An 18,752-nucleotide genomic window follows, 5' to 3' on the forward strand; every position below is an offset into this window, starting at 1 on the left:
TCATTGATCCATGCGTTCGCAGAGGCGTGCCAGCGCCTCCACCATCTGCCCACTGGGGCGCTCCACTCCCGGATCCCCCACCACCACCCTGCCCTTGACCGGCCACTTGCGCCAGGCATCGGCCTGGGCTTGATTGGGCACCACGATTACCTGCGGGTCCCGCTGTAGCACCGCCTCCAGGCTTACCTGGGGTGCCGGCAACGCCAGGTCGTCGAACACATTGCGCCCACCACAGACACTCAAGCCATCACTGATGATCTGCCCGCCGCCCACGGTGTACAGCGGCGCATCCCACACCTGATAGAACACCCGCAACGGCACGCTGCGCCGGTAGCGTTCGCGCAACGCCGCCACGCGCAGGCGGAAGGCATCGGCCAACTGGCGGCCGCGTTCGGCCTGGCCCAGGGGCACGGCAATCTGTGCAAGCTCGGTGGCCAGGTCCTCCAGGGAATGGGGTTCGGCGGTCATCAGCTGAATGCCCAGGCGCCGCAGCTGCTCGCGCTGGGCGGGGCCGACGCTGCCTGGCCACAGCAGGATCAAGTCGGGCTTGAGCGCCAGCAGCTGCTCCATGTCCAACTGCCCGTAATGCCCCACTGACTGCAGGTGTTCAAGCCCGGGGGGCCGCGGCCCGGCGTCCAGTACGCCGACCAGACGGCCTTGGCCACCGACTTCCACGGCAATTTCAGTCAAGGATGGCGCCAGGCTGACCACCCGCTGCGCCGCGCCGGCCTGGGCACATAGCACCAGCAGCAGGCAGGCGAGCAGTTGGCGCATCAGCCCAGCTGGCGCGGAATGCGGTAGAGGGAGAGCAGCAGCACGCTGGACAGCGCCAGCAGGCACAGTGGCAGCGCTTCCAGCCCGAACAGCACCGCCAGGGCGGCGATCCAGGCGGGTAGGCCGGCGAACAGGAACGCCATGCGCCGGGTGGCGGCCAGGGCGATCCAGGCCGCGGGTTCCTGGGCGGTGTCGAGGGCTTGCTGGGTAGCGATCAGCCTGCGCTTGTAGGCGCCGAAGCGTGGCAGGCTGAGGAACATCGAAGCGATGCCGGCGATGAACATGGGCATCGCCAACACAGGCATGAGGTCGTCACTCTGGCCAAAGGCCCAGCTCATGACGAACAAGGGCAGCAGGGTCAGCGCCAGCTGCTGCCACCAGGCTACCGCCAAACGGCGGCGCACCTGCGAACGGGTCACGCCCGATCGGCCTCGCTTTGGTGTTCATTGCCCATCATGTGCCCCAGCTTGCCGGCCTTGGTGGCCAGGTAGTGCTTGTTGTGCGGGTTGTGGCCGGTGTGCAGCGGCACGCGCTCGGCGACCACGATGTTCATGTTGGTCAGCGCCTTGACCTTGCGCGGGTTGTTGGTCATCAGGCGCAGCGATTTCACGCCCAGGTGCTCCAGCATTGGCTGGCACATGGCGTAGTCGCGCTGGTCGGCGGCAAAGCCCAGGCGCTCGTTGGCTTCGACGGTGTCGGCGCCACCATCCTGCAGCTCATAGGCACGGATCTTGTTCAGCAGGCCAATGCCGCGGCCTTCCTGACGCAGGTACAGCAGCACGCCACGGCCTTCACGGGCGATGGCCTGCAAGGCGGCTTCGAGCTGCGAACCGCAGTCGCAACGCTGGCTGAACAGGGCATCGCCGGTCAGGCACTCGGAGTGCAGGCGGCCCAGCACGGGTTCGCCATCGGCGACATCGCCCAGGCTCAGCACGACGTGCTCGCGGCCGGTGGCCTCATCGAGGAAACCGTGCATGGTGAATTGCGCAAAAGGCGTTGGCAGCTTGGAAGCGGCGACGAAAACGACGGGCACCGGGTGCTCCTATCAAATATCTGACATGAATATTGACCAAGGTCTGCATTGTAACAGCAGCTTACTGACGACGCTTAGGCTGAATTTCGCAGCATAAAGATCAGGAAGTTTGATCGCTTATGGCGTAAAGGGATAAGGCTGCTGCCAACGGTCGAACAGCGGGCGCAGTTCGCCGCTGGGCACCAGTTGGTCCATGCGCCGGTCGAACAGCGCCAGCAGCGCCCGCCCGTTGGGGGTGTCGGCAAAGCCGAGGAACAGCGGCAGTTCGGCGATGTGGGTGAGCTTGAAGCGCCCCGGCTGGTCGGCCTGCTTGAGCACGCCGAGGATTTCGGTCTGGGCGTCGATGTAATAGTCGGCACGATCGTGGAGCAGCATCGGCAGGATGCCGGTACGGCGCTGCACTTCATTGAACTGGTGGATGCCGGGCAGGTAGCGCTCGAAGCCGTAGCCACGCACCCAGGCCAGGCGGAAGTGGCCGATCGTGTTCAGGGTAGGCGCCGGCTTGTCGGCCAGGCCCAGGGCATAGATGTGATCGGTGTCGTAATGCCAGCGGGGGTAAAGGGTGTTGGCGATTTCGTCGTGATAGGAGCCGACCCAGGCATCGGCTTCACCGCGTTGCACCAGGCCGACCGAGCGCATGTAGGGCGTGCTGCGGGTTTCCAGCTTGACGCCCGCCGGCTCGAACACCTTGCGCAGGATGTCCCAGGCCAGGCCGCTGCCGTCGGCGTTGGTGTAGTCGCTCCACTCCTCGCTGGCCACCTGGATGTGCGCCGGCAGCGGCTCGGCGACTGCCGCCGTGCATAGGGCCAGCAGGCCGAACACCATCAGCATCCTTGCGATCATGAGCCGCCTCCTGTCGTCGTGCCCTACCCAGCCTTAAACGAAGTGCCACCCCCACACCACCACCTGCATCGCCAGCCAGGCGAACACGCCGGCCAGCACGTCATCGAGCATGATGCCGACGCCGCCATGCACATGCCGGTCGATCCAGCGGATCGGCCATGGCTTGAGTATGTCGAAGAAACGGAACATCAGGAACCCGACCAGTATCCATTCCCAGCCATCGGGCACCAGCCACAGGGTTATCCACATGCCGACCATTTCGTCCCAGACGATGCCTTCGTGGTCGTGCACGCCCAGGTCGTTGGCGACCTTGCCGCACAGCCAGAAGCCGAACAGCATGGTCACGCCCAGCATCAGCCAGTAGCCCCAGTCGGGCAGCATCTGCCACAACGGGATGAATGGGATGGCGACCAGCGAGCCCCAGGTGCCCGGCGCCTTGGGCAGGGTGCCGGAGCCGAAGCCGAATGCCAGGAAGTGCCAGGGGTTGCGCCAGACGGACGGCGGCACGTTCTCTGCCGGTACCTGGTTGGGGTGGTCTGTCACGGTGTCTCCCGAAAATGTTGATAACCCCGAACAGCCGGGGTGATGTCGCAGCCCTTGCCATCGTGCAGGCTGACGCCCTGGCCTTCGCGGACCTGGCCCAGCACGTGGATCGGCCAGCCTTCGGCACGAAGGCCGGGCAGGTGCGCCGCAGGCAGGCTGAACACCAGCACGTAGTCGTCGCCACCGGTAAGGGCAGCGGTGTGCGCCGCGTCCCGGCCCAGCAGGCCGACCAGTGCATTCGACAGCGGCAAGGCGTCCAGTTCAAGCGCCAGGGCCACGCCGGACGACGACGCGATATGCCCGCAATCGGCCAGGAGGCCGTCGGAAATATCCATGGCGGCCGTAGCCTTGCCGCGCAACGCCTGGCCCAGGCCGAACTGCGGTGGTGGCGACCAGTAATGCGCCAGCAGTGGCTCGGCAATGGCCGCGTCGGCCTGCGCCTGCCCCAGCACCAGCGGCAAGGCGCCAGCGGCATCCCCCAGCACGCCGCCCACGCACAGCAGGTCGCCAGCACGTGCGCCCGAGCGCAGCAGCGCCTGGCCGGCCGGCACGCCGCCGAACACGGTCATGGTCAGGCTCAGCGGCCCGCGGGTGGTGTCGCCGCCGATCAGGCTCAGGCGGCATTGCGTGGCCATGCGGTTCAGGCCCTCGGCAAACGCCTGCAGCCAGCCTTCGGCCACCGACGGCAAGGTCAGGGCAAGGGTAAAGCCAATGGGGTCGGCGCCCATGGCCGCCAGGTCACTGGCCGCCACCGCCAGCGCGCGCTGGCCGAGCAGGAAGGGGTCGGCGGCGTCAGGGAAATGCACCCCGGCCACCAGGGTATCGGTCGACACGGCCAACTGCTGGCCGGCTGGCAGGGCCAGCAGGGCGCAGTCATCACCGATGCCGAGCGCCACCCCGTCGCCGGCCTGCGCACAGGGCGCGGCGGCGAAGTAGTGTCGTATCAGCTCAAACTCGCCCATGGTATGCAAGCGCGTGGATCAGCGCTTGAATGCCTTCACTTCGGCGGCACGCACGTTCGGCGCGACCTTGTCGAGCACGCCGTTGACGAACTTGTGGCCGTCGGTGGAACCGAACACCTTGGCCAGCTCGATACCTTCGTTGATCACCACGCGGTACGGCACGTCGACGCGCTTGAGCAGTTCCCAGGTGGACAGGCGCAGCACGGCCAGTTCCACAGGGTCCAGCTCTTCCAGGGCCAGGTCCATGCACGGCTTGAGCACGGCATCGATCTCGGTCTTGCTGGCCGGCACGCCGTGGAGGATCTCGCGGAAGTAGGCACCGTCGACATCAGTGAAGTCGTTGTCGACCCGGAACTGCGCTTCGATCTCGTTCAGCGAGTGGCTAGCCATGTGCCATTGGTACAGGGCTTGGGTGGCCAGCTTGCGGGCTTCGCGACGCTTCATGCTCTTGGAAGGTTTGCCAGCATCCGCAGGTTTTGGATCGCGCGGGTTGAAACGATCGCTTTCGTCGGAAATCACTTGGCCTCCAACTGCGACAGCAGGCTGACCATTTCCAGGGCGGACAGGGCAGCTTCGGCGCCCTTGTTGCCAGCCTTGGTGCCGGAACGCTCGATGGCCTGTTCGATGGAGTCGACGGTCAGCACGCCAAAGGCGACCGGCACACCGAATTCCATGGAAACCTGGGACAGGCCCTTGGTGCATTCACCGGCGACGTATTCGAAGTGCGGAGTGCCGCCACGAATGACCGCGCCCAGCGCGATGATCGCGTCGTACTCGCCCTGCTGGGCGACTTTCTGCGCTACCAGCGGGATTTCGAAGGCGCCAGGGGCGCGGATGATGGTGATGTCGCTTTCGCTGATACCGTGGCGAACCAGGGCGTCGACGGCGCCGCTGACCAGGCTTTCGACGACGAAGCTGTTGAATCGGCCAACCACCAGGGCATAGCGACCTTTGGGGGCGATGAAGGTACCTTCGATGGTCTTCAGGGTCATTCGGGTGTGTCTCGTCTTAAAGAGCAGGGGCGCCAGCGGCGCCCCATGGGGGTAATGGGCCACGAACAAGAACGTGCGGGGTCACTGAAAACCATAGCGCTGGCCTGGCAATCTGGCGACCCTGGAACCGTGTTTATTCGGAGGGCACGTATTCTACTACTTCCAGGTCGAATCCGGATATCGCATTGAACTTCATTGGCGAACTCATCAGGCGCATTTTGCGCACGCCCAGGTCGCGAAGGATCTGCGAACCGGCACCGACGATGCTGTAGGTGGTCGGTTTTTTCACCGGCGCGCTCTCCGCCGTCTCGCGGATATGTGCCAGCAGCACGTCGCCGTCCACCGGGTTGCCAAGCAACAGCACCACGCCGCTGCCCGCCTCGGAAACCGCGCTCATGGCGGCCCGCAGGCTCCAGCGGCCGGGCTGCTTGACCATCAGCAGGTCGCGCAGCGGGTCCATGTTGTGCACCCGTACCAGGGTCGGTTCCTCGGCGCAGATGGTGCCCAGGGTCAGCGCCATGTGCACGTCGCCTTCCACCGCGTCGCGGTAGGTCACCAGGTTGAACTGGCCCAGTTCGCTGTCCAGCGGCTGCTCGGCAATCCGCTGAACGGTACGTTCGTGGATCATGCGGTAGTGGATCAGGTCGGCGATGGTGCCGATCTTGATGTTGTGTTCGGCAGCGAAGGTTTCCAATTCCGCACGGCGGGACATGGTGCCGTCGTCGTTCATCACTTCGCAGATCACGCCGCTGGGCTCAAACCCCGCCATGCGCGCCAGATCGCAGGCAGCTTCGGTGTGCCCGGCACGGGCCAGGGTGCCACCGGCCTGGGCCATCAGCGGGAAGATGTGGCCAGGGCTGACGATGTCCTCGGCCTTGGCGTCCTTGGCAGCGGCAGCCTGCACGGTGCGCGCGCGGTCGGCGGCAGAGATGCCGGTGGTCACGCCTTCGGCGGCCTCGATGGACACGGTGAACTTGGTGCCGAAGCCCGAGCCGTTGCGTGGCGCCATCAGCGGCAGCTTCAGCAGCTCGCAGCGCTCGCGGGTCATGGGCATGCAGATCAGGCCGCGGGCGTGCTTGGCCATGAAGTTGATGTGTTCGGCCTGGCAGCATTCGGCGGCCATGATCAGGTCGCCTTCGTTCTCGCGGTCTTCGTCATCCATCAGGATGACCATCTTGCCCTGGCGGATGTCCTCCACCAGTTCTTCGATTGTGTTGAGCGCCACGCGGCACCCCCTATATCAGGACTTGAGGTAGCCGTTGGCGGCCAGGAAGCTCTCGGTGATGCCACCGGCAGACGGCTCGGCGGCCTTGTCACCCAGCAGCAGGCGCTCCAGGTAACGGGCCAGCAGGTCCACTTCCAGGTTGACCTTACGGCCGGCACGGTAGTCGGCCATGATGGTTTCGGCCAGGGTGTGCGGGACGATGGTCAGCTCGAACTCGGCGCCGTCCACGGCGTTCACGGTCAGGCTGGTGCCGTCGACGGTGATCGAGCCCTTGTGGGCGATGTACTTGGCCAGCTCCTTCGGTGCGCGCACGCGGAACTGGATGGCACGGGCGTTTTCCTCGCGGGAAACGATTTCGCCGACACCGTCGACGTGGCCGCTGACCAGGTGGCCGCCCAGGCGCGAGCTTGGGGTCAGGGCCTTTTCCAGGTTCACCCGGCTGCCAGCCTTGAGTTCGTGGAAGGCGGTGCAGTCCAGGGTCTCGCGGCTGACGTCGGCCCAGAAGCCGTCGCCCGGCAGTTCCACGGCGGTCAGGCACACGCCGTTGACCGCGATGCTGTCGCCCAGCTTGACGTCGGCAAGGTCCAGCTTGCCGGTTTCTACGTAAACGCGCACGTCACCGCCCTTGGGGGTCAACGAACGGATGCTGCCGATGGATTCGATAATGCCGGTGAACATGGATCCTCCTACGGAACCGGGCCTGCGCTGGGCGCGAGGCGCAAATTATACGCTTGCCGCCGGGGCAGGTATTGCGATGACTCGCCAGTCATCCCCCACTGCGCGCATTTCAATGATTTTCAGCCGGGGCGCCTCGCTCATGCGCGCCAACGGCCAGTCCAGCAACGGCCGCGCGCTGGAGCCGAGGAACTGGCCAGCGACGAACAACTGGAACTCGTCCACCAACCCCTGGCGGGCGAAGGCGCCAGCCAGGGTGGGGCCGGCTTCCACGAGAATTTCGCTGGCGCCACGGGCGGCCAGCAGCGTCAGCAACTGCGCCAGGTCGACGTGGCCGTCGACGGCGCCCACCAGCAACAGTTCATGGCCGTGCTGCTGGTACACGCTGGCGTTCGCGCCTTCGGCACAGCTGACCACCAGCGCCGGGCCGGCCTGGAAGAACGGTGCATCCAGCGGCACCCGCAGGCGGCCGTCGATCAGCACGCGCAACGGCGGGCGGCTGAGCGCCAGCGCCGTGGTCTCGGCGTCCAGGCCCAATTGCTCGGCGCGCACGGTCATGCGCGCGCCATCGGCCAGCACGCTGTCGGCGCCGGTCAGTACGATGCTCGAACGCGCACGCAGGCGCTGCACCGCCGAGCGGGCCGCCGGGCCGGTAATCCATTGGCTCTCGCCGCTGGCCATGGCGGTGCGCCCGTCCAGGCTCATGGCCAGCTTGACCCGCACGAAGGGCACGCCTTGCTCCATGCGCTTGAGGAAGCCAGGGTTCAGGGCCCGGGATTCAGCCTCCAGCACACCGCTGAGCACCTCGATGCCGACATCCGCCAGGCGCTTCAGGCCACGGCCTGCGACTTCAGGGTTGGGGTCCTGCATGGCCGCCACCACCCGCGCCAGCCCGGCATTCACCAGGGCCTCGGCGCACGGCGGGGTGCGGCCATGGTGGCTGCACGGTTCAAGGGTGACGTAGGCGGTGGCGCCACGCGCCAGCTCGCCAGCCTGGCGCAGGGCATGCACCTCGGCGTGGGGCTCGCCGGCGCGCACGTGCCAGCCCTCGCCCACTACCTGGCCATCACGCACGATCACGCAGCCCACCCGCGGGTTGGGGTGCGTGGTGTACAGGCCGCGGCGCGCCAGTTCGATGGCGCGGGCCATGTAATGGGCGTCGAGGACGGCTTGCTCGCTGGGCATGGTCACTCCTTGGCGGGTTCGCGGGCCAGGCGGTCGATTTCCTCGCGGAACTCGTCCAGGTCCTGGAAGCGCCGGTACACCGAGGCGAAGCGAATGTAGGCAACCTCATCGAGCTTCTGCAGCTCGGCCATCACCAGCTCGCCGACGACCAGCGACTTGACCTCGCGCTCGCCAGTGGCGCGCAGCTTGTGCTTGATGTGGGCCAGGGCCGCTTCCAGGCGCTCGACGCTGACCGGGCGTTTTTCCAGCGCCCGCTGCATGCCGGCGCGCAGTTTTTCTTCGTCGAAGGGCTGGCGGCTACCGTCCTGCTTGATCAGGCGCGGCAAAACCAGTTCGGCGGTTTCGAAGGTGGTGAAACGCTCACCGCAGGCCAGGCATTCGCGACGGCGGCGCACTTGCTCGCCCTCGGCGACCAGTCGCGAGTCGATGACCTTGGTGTCGTTGGCACCGCAGAAGGGACAGTGCATGGTGGCAGGCAACAAAAAATGGGAGGGCCATGGTAGCGCATCCCACTGGCAAGACAAGCCAAAGGCTTTACGGTATACAGAGGTTATTTATTGCGATGGATCTGCCGATGCCTCTACGCCCCCTGATTTTGCTGAGCCTGGTCGCGTTGCTCGCGGCCTGCGGCAGCGACAAGCCCAAGCCGGTGGCGCCCGTCGCGCCCGCCCCGAAAGCCGCCATCGGCGCCCAGCAGCCACTGGGGCCGCTGCCCGCCTACCAGCGTGAGCTGACCGGCACCGTGCTCGGCGCCCCGGCCGGCGCCGAGGTGGAGCTGGCCCTGCTGGCGGTGGATGAACGCGGCCGCCCGCAGCAACTGCTGGCCAGCGGCAAATGGAACGGCACGGGCAAGCCCCTGGGCTTCCAGCTGCGCTTCAACCCCGAGGCCTTCCCCACCAACCTGCGGGTGGAGCTGCGCGGCCGTGCCAGCCAGTCGGGGGTGCTGATCCTGCACCTCCCGGCGGTACCGGTGGCGCAGCCTGCCACCCAGGCCCTGGGCAACCTGCAGCTGCTGCAAGCGCCATGATCCACCTGCAACAGGCCTTGAGCGAGCTGCTGGGCGATGCGCAACTGGTCAGCACCGCGCTGCCCGACACCGATATCCGCCTGTGGCTGATCGACGGCGACAACATGGACCGCGCCTTCAGCCCCGAGGAAACCCGGCGCATCCTCCACGAGCCGCCCTATTGGAGCTTCTGCTGGGCCAGCGGCCTGGCCATGGCGCGCTTCCTGGCCGAGCAGCCGCACTGGGTAGCCGGCAAGCGCGTGCTGGATTTCGGCGCCGGTTCCGGCGTGGTGGCCATTGCCGCAGCCAAGGCCGGTGCCGCCGAGGTGGTGGCCTGCGACCTCGACCCGCTGGCCCTGGACGCCTGCCGCGCCAACGCCGCGCTCAACGGCGTGGCGCTGGGCTACTCGGCGGACTTCTTCGCCGAGGCCGACCGCTTCGACCTGATCCTGGTGGCCGACGTACTCTACGACCGCGCCAACCTGCCCCTGCTCGACCATTTCCTCAGCCGCGGGCGCCAGGCGCTGGTGGCCGACTCGCGGGTGCGCGACTTCAGCCACCCGGTCTACCAGCCGCTGGACCAGTTGCACGCCTGCACCTTGCCGGACCTGGCCGAGCCCCACGAGTTTCGCCACGTCAGCCTCTATCACGCGCAGCGCGGCTGAGGCGCTTCCGGCCAGCAGCGCCAGCCTTTATAGTGCGGGTATTACCGCTTTTTTCGAGATGCACGATGAGCCAGTCCACGCCGTATATTTTCGATGTCACCACTGCCACCTTCCAACAGGACGTGATCGACAAGTCGTTCGAACAGCCCGTGCTGGTGGACTTCTGGGCCGAGTGGTGCGCCCCCTGCAAGGTGCTGATGCCGCTGCTGGAAAAGATCGCCGAGAGCTACCAGGGCGAGCTGTTGCTGGCCAAGGTCAATTGCGACGTGGAGCAGGACATCGTCGCCCACTTCGGCATTCGCAGCCTGCCTACCGTGGTGCTGTTCAAGGAAGGCAAGCCGGTGGATGGTTTCGCCGAAGCGCGCCCGGAAGCCGAGATCCGCGCCATGCTGGAGCCGCATGTGCACATGCCCGAAGCTGCCGCCGCCGACCCGCTGGAAGCGGCCCAGGCGCTGTTCAACGAAGGCCAGTTCGCCAAGGCCGAGGAGATCCTGCGGGTGCTGCTGGGCGAAGATAACAGCAACGCCCTGGCACTGATCCTGTACGCCCGCTGCCTGGCCGAACGCAATGAGCTGGGTGAGGCCCAGGCCGTGCTGGACGCGGTCAAGGGCGACGAGCACAAGGCCGCCCTGGCCGGCGCCAAGGCGCAGCTGACCTTCCTGCGCCAGGCCGCCGACCTGCCCGACGTCGCCGACCTCAAGACCCGCGTCGCACAGAACCCGGGCGACGACGAGGCAGTATTCCAGCTGGCGATCCAGCAGCTGTCGCGCCAGCAGTACGAAGCAGCGCTGGACGCCCTGCTGAAACTGTTCGTGCGCAACCGCAGCTTCAACGAAGGCGTGGCGCACAAGACCCTGCTGCAGGTGTTCGAGCTGCTGGGCAATGATCACCCGCTGGTCACCACCTACCGCCGCAAGCTGTTCGCCGCCCTCTACTGAGTCATTCGACCCAGCAATACAGCGGCGCGTCGGCGCCGCTTTCCACCCGCACTTCCCGGCAATGGCGCAGGCGCACCAACAGGCGCTTGCCCGCTGCCACGCTGCCCGCCAGGCCTTCCAGCTGCCCCAGCAGTTCGGGGCCGCTGACCTGCCCTGCCTGTTGCACCAGTTGCAGCGTGGCCTGCCACAGGGCGTCGTCCTGCCCCGCCGGCTTGGCCGCCGGGGCTGCCGGAGCCTGGGCCTGCACGTTCAACTGCGCCCCCAGGTGCTGCCAGTCGGCGGCGTCCATCTCGATGGTCAGGTCCACCGGCCAGGCGCCGATGCTTCCACGAATTCGTAGCATGTTGAGTCCTCGTCTGCGAAGGGCCATGTTCCCATACCTGCGCAAACCCTGAACACCGTAGCCGCTGCCGAAGGCTGCGCTGGCCGGTGTGAATATCAGAGATATGGAGTGTGGCTGAGGGCCAGCGCAGCCTGGCGGCAGCGGCTACGCGCGGTGAAAAATTTCATCTGGGCCTTTATGGTGCTGGCACTTTAAAGTTGTTATAACGTTACAATTATTCATCTTTCCTCAGGACATTTTCATGCGCCGACTTCTGCTCGCCCTGCCCTTCGCGCTGCTTCCACTGGCCATTGCCCACGCCGACGACACCCCGGTAAAACACGGCAGCCTGGGCACGCATGAACACGGCACGGCCCGCGTCAACGCGGCGCTGGACGACCAGACCCTGGCGCTGGAACTGCAAAGCCCGGCCATGAACATCGTCGGCTTCGAACACCTGGCCACTACTGACACCGACAAGGCCGCCGTGGCCAAGGCCCGCGCCCTGCTGGAACAGCCCCTGGCGCTGTTCAACCTGCCGGCCGCCGCCGGTTGCAGCGTGGCCAGCCAGCACCTGCAAAGCCCGCTGTTCGGCGACGTGATGCCCGCCGAGGATGGCGACGATGACGACCACGATCACGACGAGCACGCCGCCGGTGCCGAGCATCACCATAGCGAGATCCACGCCAGCTACGAATTCACCTGCACCGCCCCGGACAAGCTCAAGGGCCTGGACCTGTCGCAGGTGTTCAAGACCTTCCCCGCCACCCACAAGGTGGTGGTGCAGATGATCGGCCCAGCTGGCCAGAAAGGCCTGGAAGCCACCCCGGACAACAGCACCCTGGGTTTCTGATGGCCAGCACAGCCCTTATCGAACTGCGCGACCTGCACTTTGCCTGGCCGCGCCAGCCGGCGCTGCTGGACATACCCGCGTTTCGCCTGGAAGCCGGCGAGACGCTGTTCCTCAAAGGCCCCAGCGGCAGCGGCAAGACCACCCTGCTGGGCCTGCTCGGCGGCGTGCAGAAGCCCGTGAGTGGCAGCGTGCAGGTGCTGGGCCATGAACTGGCTGACATGAGCCAGGGCCGCCGTGACCGCTTCCGCGTCGACCATACCGGCTACATCTTCCAGCAGTTCAACCTGCTGCCGTTCCTGTCGGTGCGCGAAAACGTCGAGCTGCCCTGCCACTTCTCGCGCCAGCGCGCCGAGCGGGCCAGACAGCGCCACGGCAGTATCGACCAGGCGGCGGCCACCCTGCTGGCGCACCTGGGCCTCACCGACCCGGCGCTGCTGCAGCGCCGCGCCGACACCTTGTCCATCGGCCAGCAGCAACGCGTGGCTGCGGCCCGCGCGCTGATCGGCCAGCCGGAACTGGTGATCGCCGACGAGCCCACCTCGGCGCTGGACTACGACGCCCGTGAAGCCTTCATTCGCCTGCTGTTCGCCGAATGCCGCGAGGCCGGCTCCAGCCTGCTGTTCGTCAGCCACGACCAGAGCCTGGCACCGCTGTTCGACCGCAGCCTGTCGCTGGCCGAACTCAACCGGGCCGTGCGCCCCGCCGCCCCTGGGGAAGTCTGATGTACCTGTTCCGTCTAGCCGTGGCCAGCCTGGCCAACCGGCGCTTCACCGCCTTCCTCACCGCGTTCGCCATTGCCCTGTCGGTGTGCCTGCTGCTGGCCGTGGAACGCGTGCGCACCGAAGCCCGCACCAGCTTTGCCAGCACCATCAGCGGCACCGACCTGATCGTCGGCGCCCGCTCGGGCTCGGTGAACCTGCTGCTGTATTCGGTGTTCCGCATCGGCAACGCCACCAACAACATTCGCTGGGACAGCTTCCAGCACTACGCCCACGACCCGCGGGTGAAATGGGCCATCCCCATGTCCCTGGGCGACTCGCACCGTGGCTACCGAGTGCTGGGCACCGACCAGTCGTACTTCGAGCATTACCAGTACGGCCATCACCAGCCGCTGGAAATGGCCGCCGGGCGCTTCTTCGCTAGCGACCCGTTCGAGGTGGTGCTCGGCGCAGAGGTAGCCGATGCGCTGCACTACAAGCTCGGTGACAGCCTGGTGCTGGCCCACGGCACCGCCGCCATCAGCCTGGTCAAGCACGACGACAAGCCGTTCACCGTGGTCGGCATCCTCAAGCGCACGGGCACGCCGGTGGACCGCACGCTACACATCAGCCTCGGTGGCATGGAGGCCATCCACATCGACTGGCACAACGGCGTGCCGGCCCGTGGCGCCGGGCGCATCAGCGCCGACCAGGCGCGCAACATGGACCTCACGCCCACCGCCATCACCGCCGTGATGCTGGGCCTGAACAACAAGATCTCGACCTTCGCCCTGCAACGCGAGATCAACGATTTTGTTGGCGAACCGCTGCTGGCAATCCTGCCCGGCGTGGCCCTGCAAGAGCTGTGGGGGTTGATGGGCACCGCCGAGAAAGCCTTGTTCGTGGTCTCGCTGTTCGTGGTGCTGACCGGGCTGATCGGCATGCTCACGGCCATCCTCACCAGCCTCAACGAGCGCCGGCGCGAGATGGCCATCCTGCGCTCGGTGGGCGCGCGCCCCTGGCATATCGCCAGCCTGCTGATACTGGAGGCTTTCTCCCTGGCGCTGTGCGGCATCGTCGCCGGGGTGGCGCTGCTGTATGCCGGCATCGCCGCGGCGCAGGGCTACGTGCAGGCCAATTATGGGCTGTACTTGCCGTTGTCGGCCCCCACGGCCTATGAATGGTCGCTGCTGGGCATTATCCTCGCCGCAGCCCTGGTCATGGGCGCCGTACCGGCCTGGCGTGCCTACCGGCAGTCACTGGCCGACGGCCTGTCCATCCACCTGTGAGCCGTGCCCGATGAAAGCTGCCTTGCTGTTTGTATTGATGATCGCCGCCCCCGGCCTGTGGGCGGCCACGGCGCCGCGCGAGCTGACCTGGGCGGAGATGATTCCGCCCGACGCGCCGAAAATCGCCCCACAGATGACGCCCCTGCACGACCTGTCGAAGATGGGCTCGGACATGGAGTCGGCGCCAGCGGTCAAGCAGCAACAGCCCGACGCCCCGGTGGTGAAGGCACTGGACGGCCAAAACGTGAAGATGCCGGGGTTCATCGTGCCGCTGGAGGTCAGCGATGACGGGCGCACCACCGACTTCCTGCTGGTGCCGTACTACGGCGCCTGCATCCACGTGCCGCCGCCGCCTTCGAACCAGATCGTCCACGTGACCAGCCAGGTCGGGGTCAAGCTCGACGACCTGTACCAGGCGTTCTGGGTAGAGGGCACGATGCGCGTGAAGCGCTCAGACAGCGAGCTGGCCGACGCCGGCTACCAGATGGAAGCCGACAAGATTTACATCTACGAGCTGCCGGAATAACCCGCCAGGTAAAAATTACAGTTTTATTGAGCTGGGTCAAAACCCTTGATCCAGAGCTTTCCTACCATCGGCCAAGGCTTTTTCCCCTCGTCCGATGGAGACCCGATGAACACCAAACTGCTAGGGGCCTCGCTGATCAGCGCCGCCCTGTTCACCCCGCTTGCCCACGCTCACCAGGCCGGGGACTTCATCGTCCGCGCGGGCGCGATCGAGACCGCGCCCAACGAGGACAGCGGCAACCTCAAGCTCGACGGCGCCAAGGTCTCCGGCACCAAGGCGACCCTGGGCAACGACACCCAACTGGGCCTGACCTTCGCCTACATGCTCACCGACCATGTGGGCGTGGAACTGCTGGCGGCCACGCCGTTCCAGCACAAGGTCGGGGTCAAGGGCGTGAGCGCCGCCACCGGCGTGGCCGGCCTGGACGGCAAGCTGGCTGACATCAAGCAGCTGCCACCCACCCTGTCGCTGCAGTACTACCCCATGGAGCCCAGCTCCAAATTCCAGCCTTATGCGGGCGTGGGCCTGAACTACACCTGGTTCTACGGCGAAGACCTGACCAGCGACCGCAAGGCCGAAGGTTTCAGCAACCTGAACCTGAAGAACTCGTGGGGCTGGGCAGCCCAGGTGGGCGCGGACTACATGCTGACCGACCACATCATGCTCAACGCCGCGGTGTGGTACGTGGACATCGACACCCAGGCCAGCGTCGACGGCCCGACCGCGCTGGGCGTGGGCCGCACCAAGGTCAACGTGGACGTGGACCCGTGGGTCTACATGGTGGGCGTGGGTTACAAGTTCTGATGTGAACGGCTACACCACGATCGCGTAGCCGCTGCCGCCAGGCTGCGCTGGCCCGTTGCCTCGCTGGAGATCTCCAGCGGCTACCAGGGCCAGCGCAGCCTGCGGCGGCGGCTACGGGGTCACAGGCCCAGCAGGTTGCGCAGGCCGATGGCCATCGGGGTGATTGCCGGCAGGGTGAAGCGCTGCAGCAGGCGCGAGTTGTTCGCCCTGGAATGCTTGATATCGCCAGGGCGTGCATCGCCGTAGCTGACCACGGGCAGGCTGCCCAGCACGGTCTTCAACTCAGCCAGCAACTGGTTGAGGCTCATGGCCTGGTTCAGGCCCACGTTGATCGCCCCTTCCTCGACGCTCGGCGCTTCCAGCGCCTGCAGCAGCACCGCCACCAGGTCCCCCACGTAGATGAAGTCGCGCGTCTGCTCGCCATCGCCATACAGGTTGATGGGCAGGTTTTGCTGGGCGCGCTCGCAGAAGATGCTGATGACCCCGGAGTACGGCGAGGACGGATCCTGGCGCGGCCCGAAGACGTTGAAGAAGCGGAAGATCACCGGTTCCAGGCCGTGCTGGCGGCGGTAGAAGTCCAGGTAGTGCTCGCTGGCCAGCTTGTCCGAGGCGTAGGGGGTCAACGGCGCCTTGGGGGTGTCCTCGCCGATGGCCTCGCCTTCACCGTTGTTGCCGTACACGGCAGCGCTGGAGGCGAATACCACGCGCTTGATGCCCGCGACGCGCATGGCCTCGCAGACGTTCAAGGTGCCGATGAAGTTGGCCTGGTGCGTACGCACCGGGTCGTCCACCGAGGCCTGCACCGAAGCCACGGCGGCCAGGTGCACCACCGCCTGGCAACCATGGGCGGCACGGGCCACCAGGGCGGCATCGGCAACGTCGCCTTCGATGAGCTCTACCCGTGGGTTGTCCAGTGGCAGGTTGCTGCGCTTGCCCATGGAAAGGTCGTCGAGAATCCGCACCGCATGGCCTTTCTCCAACAGCGCGTCCACAAGGTTCGAGCCGATGAAGCCAGCGCCCCCGGTGATCAGTACAGGTGCATCAACCATGTCGGTAATATCTATCCAATAGGCTTGGGAGGCCCGAGCGCCAGGCGCGCGGCTTGATCCCGAAGGTGTGAAGGATTTTCTTGCAGGCCAGCACCGCATGCTGCGGCTCATCGGCGGCGTCAGGGCGGGCGGCGTGCGCCTGGGCCGTGGGCGCCTCGATGGCCAACGGGTGCAGGCTCGCCGCTTCGCTGATGATCGCCTGCCCCAGCGCCAGCGGCGTGGTGGCCTCGTTGCCGGCGTAGTGATACGTGCCCCACAGTGGCGCCGCGCAATCGAGTTGCTTGAGCACCGAGATAATCACCCGCGCGGCGTCGTCCACCGGCGTCGGGTTGCCACGGCGGTCATCGGCCAGGTGAATTTCCTGGGGCTGTTCGGCACGGGTGAGGAAACGCCCCAGCACGCCGTCCACGCTGTCATCCAGCAACCAGCCGAAACGCAGCAGCACATGCTGCGGGCAGGTAGCCCGCACGCTCTGCTCGATGCGCCACAGGGCCTGGCCGCGCAGCCCCAGGGGCACGGGCTCGTCCTTCTCGCTGTACGCCGTGGCGCGCGAGCCGTCGAACACCCGATAGCTGGAAGGCTGCACGAGGATGATCTGGTGGTGCTGGCACAACTGCGCCAGGCGCTCTACCGAGCGCTCCTGCTGGGCCAGCCGGGCTTCGCTGACGCTCTCGGCCTGGAACCAGTCGAAATAGTAGGCAAGGTTGATCAGCGCATCGGGGCGGGTGTCATCGAGCAGCTGGGTCAGGCTCGCCGCATCCCAACCGTTTTCAGGTGGGCGCGGAGCAAGGAAGCCGATGTCTTCCTCCGCCCCGAGACGAATCAGCGCTTGCCCAAGGGCATTACCGCCGCCCAACAGCATAAGGCGCATTCGCATAGAGTCAGCAGGTCCGGTCCGTTAAGTCTGTGAGCCAGGGATTGCCGGGGGCCAGGGCCACGCGGCGATCGGTCAAGAGGCTTATGTTATTGCATTTTGCGGATTTGTGCTGCGGGGATCAATCGGCAACCGTTGCAGGGTATTGGACATTAGCCTTAGTTTCATCAAGGGATCCGAAGCTGCCTTTATGATGGTTGCACGCAACGGCTCGCCTGTCTGAAGCCTGCTGCGAAGGATGAATGGATTTGCTGATGAAACTGCGCCACCTGCTTACCACCTGCACCGCCGCCCTGCTGCTGGCCGGCACCCAACTGGCCAGCGCCACCACCATGAAGGTCAGCACCGACGCCTTTGCCGAAGGCGGCAAGGTCAATGTCAGCGCCGCCGATACCCCGGCCGAGTGCGGTTCGGGCAAGCGCCACAACCCGCAGGTGTCATGGAGCGAGCTGCCCGCTGGCACTCAATCGATGGCGGTGCTGATTCTTGACGTGGACGGGCACAACGGCCTGGGCGTCAGCCACTGGGTGACCTACAACATTCCAGCCCAGCGTGGCGGGATCAAGGAAGGCGAGGCGCTGGTCAGCGTGCCGGGCATCACCGTGGGCAAGAACATTGCCGGGACCGCCGATTTCCGAGGCTTCTGCCCAGCCCCGGGGGATCAGCCGCATCATTACGTGCTGACGGTGATTGCCACCGACCTCAAGCCTGGCGCGCTGCCTGAAGGGCTGACCCGCGAAGAGCTGATGGCGCGCCTGGCGGGCCATGCGTTGGCGGGGCGTAACGTGGTTGGCCTGTACGGGCATTGACGTTATAGCAGCGGCGGGGCGGCCATCCGCCGCCAGGCCGCGTCATCGGCGCCGCCGGCTTGCAGGCTCAGCTCGGCGTTGCGGGACGCAGCCTGCGGCAGCTGCTACGGGCTTTTGGGTCAAAAAAAACCCCCGCTAGGCGGGGGCTTTTTTGATGGCAGCAATCAGAACGGAATATCGTCGTCGAAGCTGTCGAAGTCAGCAGCAGGTTGCGGGGCAGCCTGTTGCGGCGCTGGGCGCGACTGTTGTGGCGCGGCCTGCTGAGGACGTGGAGCCTGCTGGCGCGGGGCCGACTGCTGGTAGTTGTTGCCGCCCTGGCCCTGGTCGCCCTGTTGTGGACGGCCGCCCAGCAGCTGCATGGTGCCCTGCATGTCGACGATGATTTCAGTGGTGTAGCGCTTGATGCCGTCTTTTTCCCACTCGCGGGTCTGCAGCTTGCCTTCGATGTAAACCTGCGAACCCTTGCGCAGGTATTCGCCGGCGATCTCGGCAACCTTGCCGAACATCGACACGCGGTGCCATTCGGTGCGCTCGACCTTCTGGCCGCTCTGCTTGTCGGTCCACTGCTCGCTGGTAGCCAGGCTCAGGTTGGTGACAGCGTTGCCGTTGGGCAGGTAGCGGACTTCAGGATCCTGACCGCAAGTACCGACCAAAATGACTTTGTTAACCCCACGGGCCATAACATTC

At 66.1% G+C, this 18,752-nt stretch carries 25 protein-coding genes; 9 read left to right on the forward strand and 16 right to left on the reverse strand.

Features of this window, described 5'->3' with window-relative positions:
• The 12 genes from RAM80_RS13905 to nrdR form a co-directional block, all read right to left on the reverse strand.
• Entirely contained in the window at positions 1-774 is a 774-nt protein-coding gene (locus tag RAM80_RS13905; RefSeq protein WP_416427093.1) for a cobalamin-binding protein, read from the reverse strand.
• Entirely contained in the window at positions 774-1,193 is a 420-nt protein-coding gene (locus RAM80_RS13910) for an MFS transporter (RefSeq protein ID WP_416427094.1), read from the reverse strand. The genes RAM80_RS13905 and RAM80_RS13910 overlap by 1 nt, the downstream gene beginning before the upstream one ends.
• On the reverse strand, positions 1,190-1,807 hold the full coding sequence (gene ribA / locus RAM80_RS13915) for a GTP cyclohydrolase II (RefSeq protein WP_416427095.1): 618 nt from the start codon (positions 1,805-1,807) through the stop codon (positions 1,190-1,192). Before ribA ends, RAM80_RS13910 begins: the two co-directional genes overlap by 4 nt.
• 117 nt (positions 1,808-1,924) lie before the next feature.
• Positions 1,925-2,650, reverse strand: a complete 726-nt coding sequence (locus tag RAM80_RS13920; RefSeq protein WP_416427096.1) for a substrate-binding periplasmic protein — start codon at positions 2,648-2,650, stop codon at positions 1,925-1,927.
• A 33-nt stretch (positions 2,651-2,683) separates the two neighbouring features.
• Positions 2,684-3,193, reverse strand: a complete 510-nt coding sequence (locus RAM80_RS13925) for a phosphatidylglycerophosphatase A (protein ID WP_416427097.1) — start codon at positions 3,191-3,193, stop codon at positions 2,684-2,686.
• Positions 3,190-4,155, reverse strand: coding sequence for a thiamine-phosphate kinase (thiL, locus tag RAM80_RS13930; RefSeq protein WP_416427098.1), 966 nt, complete (start codon positions 4,153-4,155; stop codon positions 3,190-3,192). The genes RAM80_RS13925 and thiL overlap by 4 nt, the downstream gene beginning before the upstream one ends.
• Before the next feature lie 18 nt (positions 4,156-4,173).
• Entirely contained in the window at positions 4,174-4,674 is a 501-nt protein-coding gene (gene nusB, locus RAM80_RS13935; RefSeq protein WP_027982038.1) for a transcription antitermination factor NusB, read from the reverse strand.
• Complete coding sequence (ribE, locus tag RAM80_RS13940; protein WP_008374078.1) at positions 4,671-5,147, reverse strand: 6,7-dimethyl-8-ribityllumazine synthase; 477 nt, start codon at positions 5,145-5,147, stop codon at positions 4,671-4,673. The genes nusB and ribE overlap by 4 nt, the downstream gene beginning before the upstream one ends.
• Before the next feature lie 133 nt (positions 5,148-5,280).
• A complete protein-coding gene (gene ribBA / locus RAM80_RS13945; protein WP_027982037.1) occupies positions 5,281-6,372 on the reverse strand; it encodes a bifunctional 3,4-dihydroxy-2-butanone-4-phosphate synthase/GTP cyclohydrolase II in 1,092 nt (363 codons plus the stop codon).
• Positions 6,373-6,387: 15 nt separating this feature from the next.
• Complete coding sequence (locus RAM80_RS13950) at positions 6,388-7,050, reverse strand: riboflavin synthase (protein ID WP_027982036.1); 663 nt, start codon at positions 7,048-7,050, stop codon at positions 6,388-6,390.
• Positions 7,051-7,095: 45 nt separating this feature from the next.
• On the reverse strand, positions 7,096-8,232 hold the full coding sequence (gene ribD, locus RAM80_RS13955; protein WP_416427099.1) for a bifunctional diaminohydroxyphosphoribosylaminopyrimidine deaminase/5-amino-6-(5-phosphoribosylamino)uracil reductase RibD: 1,137 nt from the start codon (positions 8,230-8,232) through the stop codon (positions 7,096-7,098).
• A 2-nt stretch (positions 8,233-8,234) separates the two neighbouring features.
• A complete protein-coding gene (nrdR, locus tag RAM80_RS13960; RefSeq protein WP_166363187.1) occupies positions 8,235-8,699 on the reverse strand; it encodes a transcriptional regulator NrdR in 465 nt (154 codons plus the stop codon).
• Between the two features lie 107 nt (positions 8,700-8,806).
• Between nrdR and RAM80_RS13965 the strand changes: the two genes are divergently transcribed.
• From RAM80_RS13965 to trxA, 3 genes are all read left to right on the forward strand, one after another.
• A complete protein-coding gene (locus RAM80_RS13965; protein WP_416427100.1) occupies positions 8,807-9,259 on the forward strand; it encodes a YbaY family lipoprotein in 453 nt (150 codons plus the stop codon).
• The gene (locus tag RAM80_RS13970; RefSeq protein ID WP_416427101.1) at positions 9,256-9,903 is read left to right on the forward strand and encodes a class I SAM-dependent methyltransferase; all 648 of its coding nucleotides are present in this window, start codon (positions 9,256-9,258) and stop codon (positions 9,901-9,903) included. Before RAM80_RS13965 ends, RAM80_RS13970 begins: the two co-directional genes overlap by 4 nt.
• A 65-nt stretch (positions 9,904-9,968) precedes the next feature.
• On the forward strand, positions 9,969-10,841 hold the full coding sequence (gene trxA, locus RAM80_RS13975) for a thioredoxin (protein WP_416427102.1): 873 nt from the start codon (positions 9,969-9,971) through the stop codon (positions 10,839-10,841).
• 1 nt (position 10,842) lies between these two features.
• Here trxA and RAM80_RS13980 read toward each other — a convergent pair whose 3' ends face one another.
• Positions 10,843-11,184 carry a hypothetical protein gene (locus RAM80_RS13980; protein WP_416427103.1) on the reverse strand — a complete coding sequence of 114 codons (342 nt, stop codon included), beginning with the start codon at positions 11,182-11,184 and terminating at the stop codon, positions 10,843-10,845.
• A gap of 241 nt (positions 11,185-11,425) precedes the next feature.
• On the opposite strand from RAM80_RS13980, the gene RAM80_RS13985 reads away from it, so the two are divergent.
• The 5 genes from RAM80_RS13985 (at position 11,426) to RAM80_RS14005 (ending at position 15,333) form a co-directional block, all read left to right on the forward strand.
• Positions 11,426-12,016 (forward strand): DUF2796 domain-containing protein, encoded by a 591-nt coding sequence (locus tag RAM80_RS13985; protein WP_416427104.1) that lies wholly within the window; start codon positions 11,426-11,428, stop codon positions 12,014-12,016.
• Positions 12,016-12,738: an ABC transporter ATP-binding protein gene (locus RAM80_RS13990; protein WP_416427105.1), complete on the forward strand. Its 723-nt coding sequence runs from the start codon at positions 12,016-12,018 to the stop codon at positions 12,736-12,738. The genes RAM80_RS13985 and RAM80_RS13990 overlap by 1 nt, the downstream gene beginning before the upstream one ends.
• The gene (locus RAM80_RS13995; RefSeq protein ID WP_416427106.1) at positions 12,738-14,003 is read left to right on the forward strand and encodes an ABC transporter permease; all 1,266 of its coding nucleotides are present in this window, start codon (positions 12,738-12,740) and stop codon (positions 14,001-14,003) included. Before RAM80_RS13990 ends, RAM80_RS13995 begins: the two co-directional genes overlap by 1 nt.
• A 10-nt stretch (positions 14,004-14,013) precedes the next feature.
• On the forward strand, positions 14,014-14,529 hold the full coding sequence (locus RAM80_RS14000) for a DUF3299 domain-containing protein (RefSeq protein WP_416427107.1): 516 nt from the start codon (positions 14,014-14,016) through the stop codon (positions 14,527-14,529).
• A gap of 105 nt (positions 14,530-14,634) precedes the next feature.
• The gene (locus RAM80_RS14005) at positions 14,635-15,333 is read left to right on the forward strand and encodes an OmpW/AlkL family protein (RefSeq protein ID WP_416427108.1); all 699 of its coding nucleotides are present in this window, start codon (positions 14,635-14,637) and stop codon (positions 15,331-15,333) included.
• Positions 15,334-15,452: 119 nt separating this feature from the next.
• Here RAM80_RS14005 and RAM80_RS14010 read toward each other — a convergent pair whose 3' ends face one another.
• Both RAM80_RS14010 and RAM80_RS14015 read right to left on the reverse strand, forming a co-directional pair.
• The gene (locus RAM80_RS14010) at positions 15,453-16,382 is read right to left on the reverse strand and encodes an NAD-dependent epimerase/dehydratase family protein (protein WP_416427109.1); all 930 of its coding nucleotides are present in this window, start codon (positions 16,380-16,382) and stop codon (positions 15,453-15,455) included.
• Entirely contained in the window at positions 16,375-17,259 is an 885-nt protein-coding gene (locus RAM80_RS14015) for a sugar nucleotide-binding protein (protein ID WP_416427110.1), read from the reverse strand. The genes RAM80_RS14010 and RAM80_RS14015 overlap by 8 nt, the downstream gene beginning before the upstream one ends.
• Before the next feature lie 251 nt (positions 17,260-17,510).
• On the opposite strand from RAM80_RS14015, the gene RAM80_RS14020 reads away from it, so the two are divergent.
• A complete protein-coding gene (locus tag RAM80_RS14020) occupies positions 17,511-18,065 on the forward strand; it encodes a YbhB/YbcL family Raf kinase inhibitor-like protein (protein ID WP_416427111.1) in 555 nt (184 codons plus the stop codon).
• Positions 18,066-18,229: 164 nt separating this feature from the next.
• Here RAM80_RS14020 and RAM80_RS14025 read toward each other — a convergent pair whose 3' ends face one another.
• Positions 18,230-18,745 carry a single-stranded DNA-binding protein gene (locus RAM80_RS14025; protein ID WP_416427112.1) on the reverse strand — a complete coding sequence of 172 codons (516 nt, stop codon included), beginning with the start codon at positions 18,743-18,745 and terminating at the stop codon, positions 18,230-18,232.
• Between the last annotated feature and the right edge of the window lie 7 nt (positions 18,746-18,752).

Source organism: Pseudomonas sp. App30 (assembly GCF_047947025.1).
Taxonomy (GTDB): domain Bacteria; phylum Pseudomonadota; class Gammaproteobacteria; order Pseudomonadales; family Pseudomonadaceae; genus Aquipseudomonas.

Excerpts from the sequence above, each read along its gene's own strand:
- nrdR (WP_166363187.1), bottom strand. The coding sequence starts at position 8,699 with ATGCACTGTCCCTTCTGCGGTGCCAACGACACCAAGGTCATCGACTCG.
- RAM80_RS14010 (WP_416427109.1), bottom strand. The coding sequence starts at position 16,382 with ATGGTTGATGCACCTGTACTGATCACCGGGGGCGCTGGCTTCATCGGC.
- thiL (WP_416427098.1), bottom strand. The coding sequence starts at position 4,155 with ATGGGCGAGTTTGAGCTGATACGACACTACTTCGCCGCCGCGCCCTGT.
- RAM80_RS13990 (WP_416427105.1), top strand. The coding sequence starts at position 12,016 with ATGGCCAGCACAGCCCTTATCGAACTGCGCGACCTGCACTTTGCCTGG.
- RAM80_RS13995 (WP_416427106.1), top strand. The coding sequence starts at position 12,738 with ATGTACCTGTTCCGTCTAGCCGTGGCCAGCCTGGCCAACCGGCGCTTC.
- RAM80_RS13905 (WP_416427093.1), bottom strand. The coding sequence starts at position 774 with ATGCGCCAACTGCTCGCCTGCCTGCTGCTGGTGCTATGTGCCCAGGCC.
- RAM80_RS14020 (WP_416427111.1), top strand. The coding sequence starts at position 17,511 with ATGAAACTGCGCCACCTGCTTACCACCTGCACCGCCGCCCTGCTGCTG.
- RAM80_RS14015 (WP_416427110.1), bottom strand. The coding sequence starts at position 17,259 with ATGCGAATGCGCCTTATGCTGTTGGGCGGCGGTAATGCCCTTGGGCAA.
- ribE (WP_008374078.1), bottom strand. The coding sequence starts at position 5,147 with ATGACCCTGAAGACCATCGAAGGTACCTTCATCGCCCCCAAAGGTCGC.
- RAM80_RS14005 (WP_416427108.1), top strand. The coding sequence starts at position 14,635 with ATGAACACCAAACTGCTAGGGGCCTCGCTGATCAGCGCCGCCCTGTTC.
- trxA (WP_416427102.1), top strand. The coding sequence starts at position 9,969 with ATGAGCCAGTCCACGCCGTATATTTTCGATGTCACCACTGCCACCTTC.
- ribD (WP_416427099.1), bottom strand. The coding sequence starts at position 8,232 with ATGCCCAGCGAGCAAGCCGTCCTCGACGCCCATTACATGGCCCGCGCC.
- RAM80_RS14025 (WP_416427112.1), bottom strand. The coding sequence starts at position 18,745 with ATGGCCCGTGGGGTTAACAAAGTCATTTTGGTCGGTACTTGCGGTCAG.
- RAM80_RS14000 (WP_416427107.1), top strand. The coding sequence starts at position 14,014 with ATGAAAGCTGCCTTGCTGTTTGTATTGATGATCGCCGCCCCCGGCCTG.
- RAM80_RS13965 (WP_416427100.1), top strand. The coding sequence starts at position 8,807 with ATGCCTCTACGCCCCCTGATTTTGCTGAGCCTGGTCGCGTTGCTCGCG.
- RAM80_RS13980 (WP_416427103.1), bottom strand. The coding sequence starts at position 11,184 with ATGCTACGAATTCGTGGAAGCATCGGCGCCTGGCCGGTGGACCTGACC.
- RAM80_RS13985 (WP_416427104.1), top strand. The coding sequence starts at position 11,426 with ATGCGCCGACTTCTGCTCGCCCTGCCCTTCGCGCTGCTTCCACTGGCC.
- RAM80_RS13970 (WP_416427101.1), top strand. The coding sequence starts at position 9,256 with ATGATCCACCTGCAACAGGCCTTGAGCGAGCTGCTGGGCGATGCGCAA.
- RAM80_RS13920 (WP_416427096.1), bottom strand. The coding sequence starts at position 2,650 with ATGATCGCAAGGATGCTGATGGTGTTCGGCCTGCTGGCCCTATGCACG.
- RAM80_RS13950 (WP_027982036.1), bottom strand. The coding sequence starts at position 7,050 with ATGTTCACCGGCATTATCGAATCCATCGGCAGCATCCGTTCGTTGACC.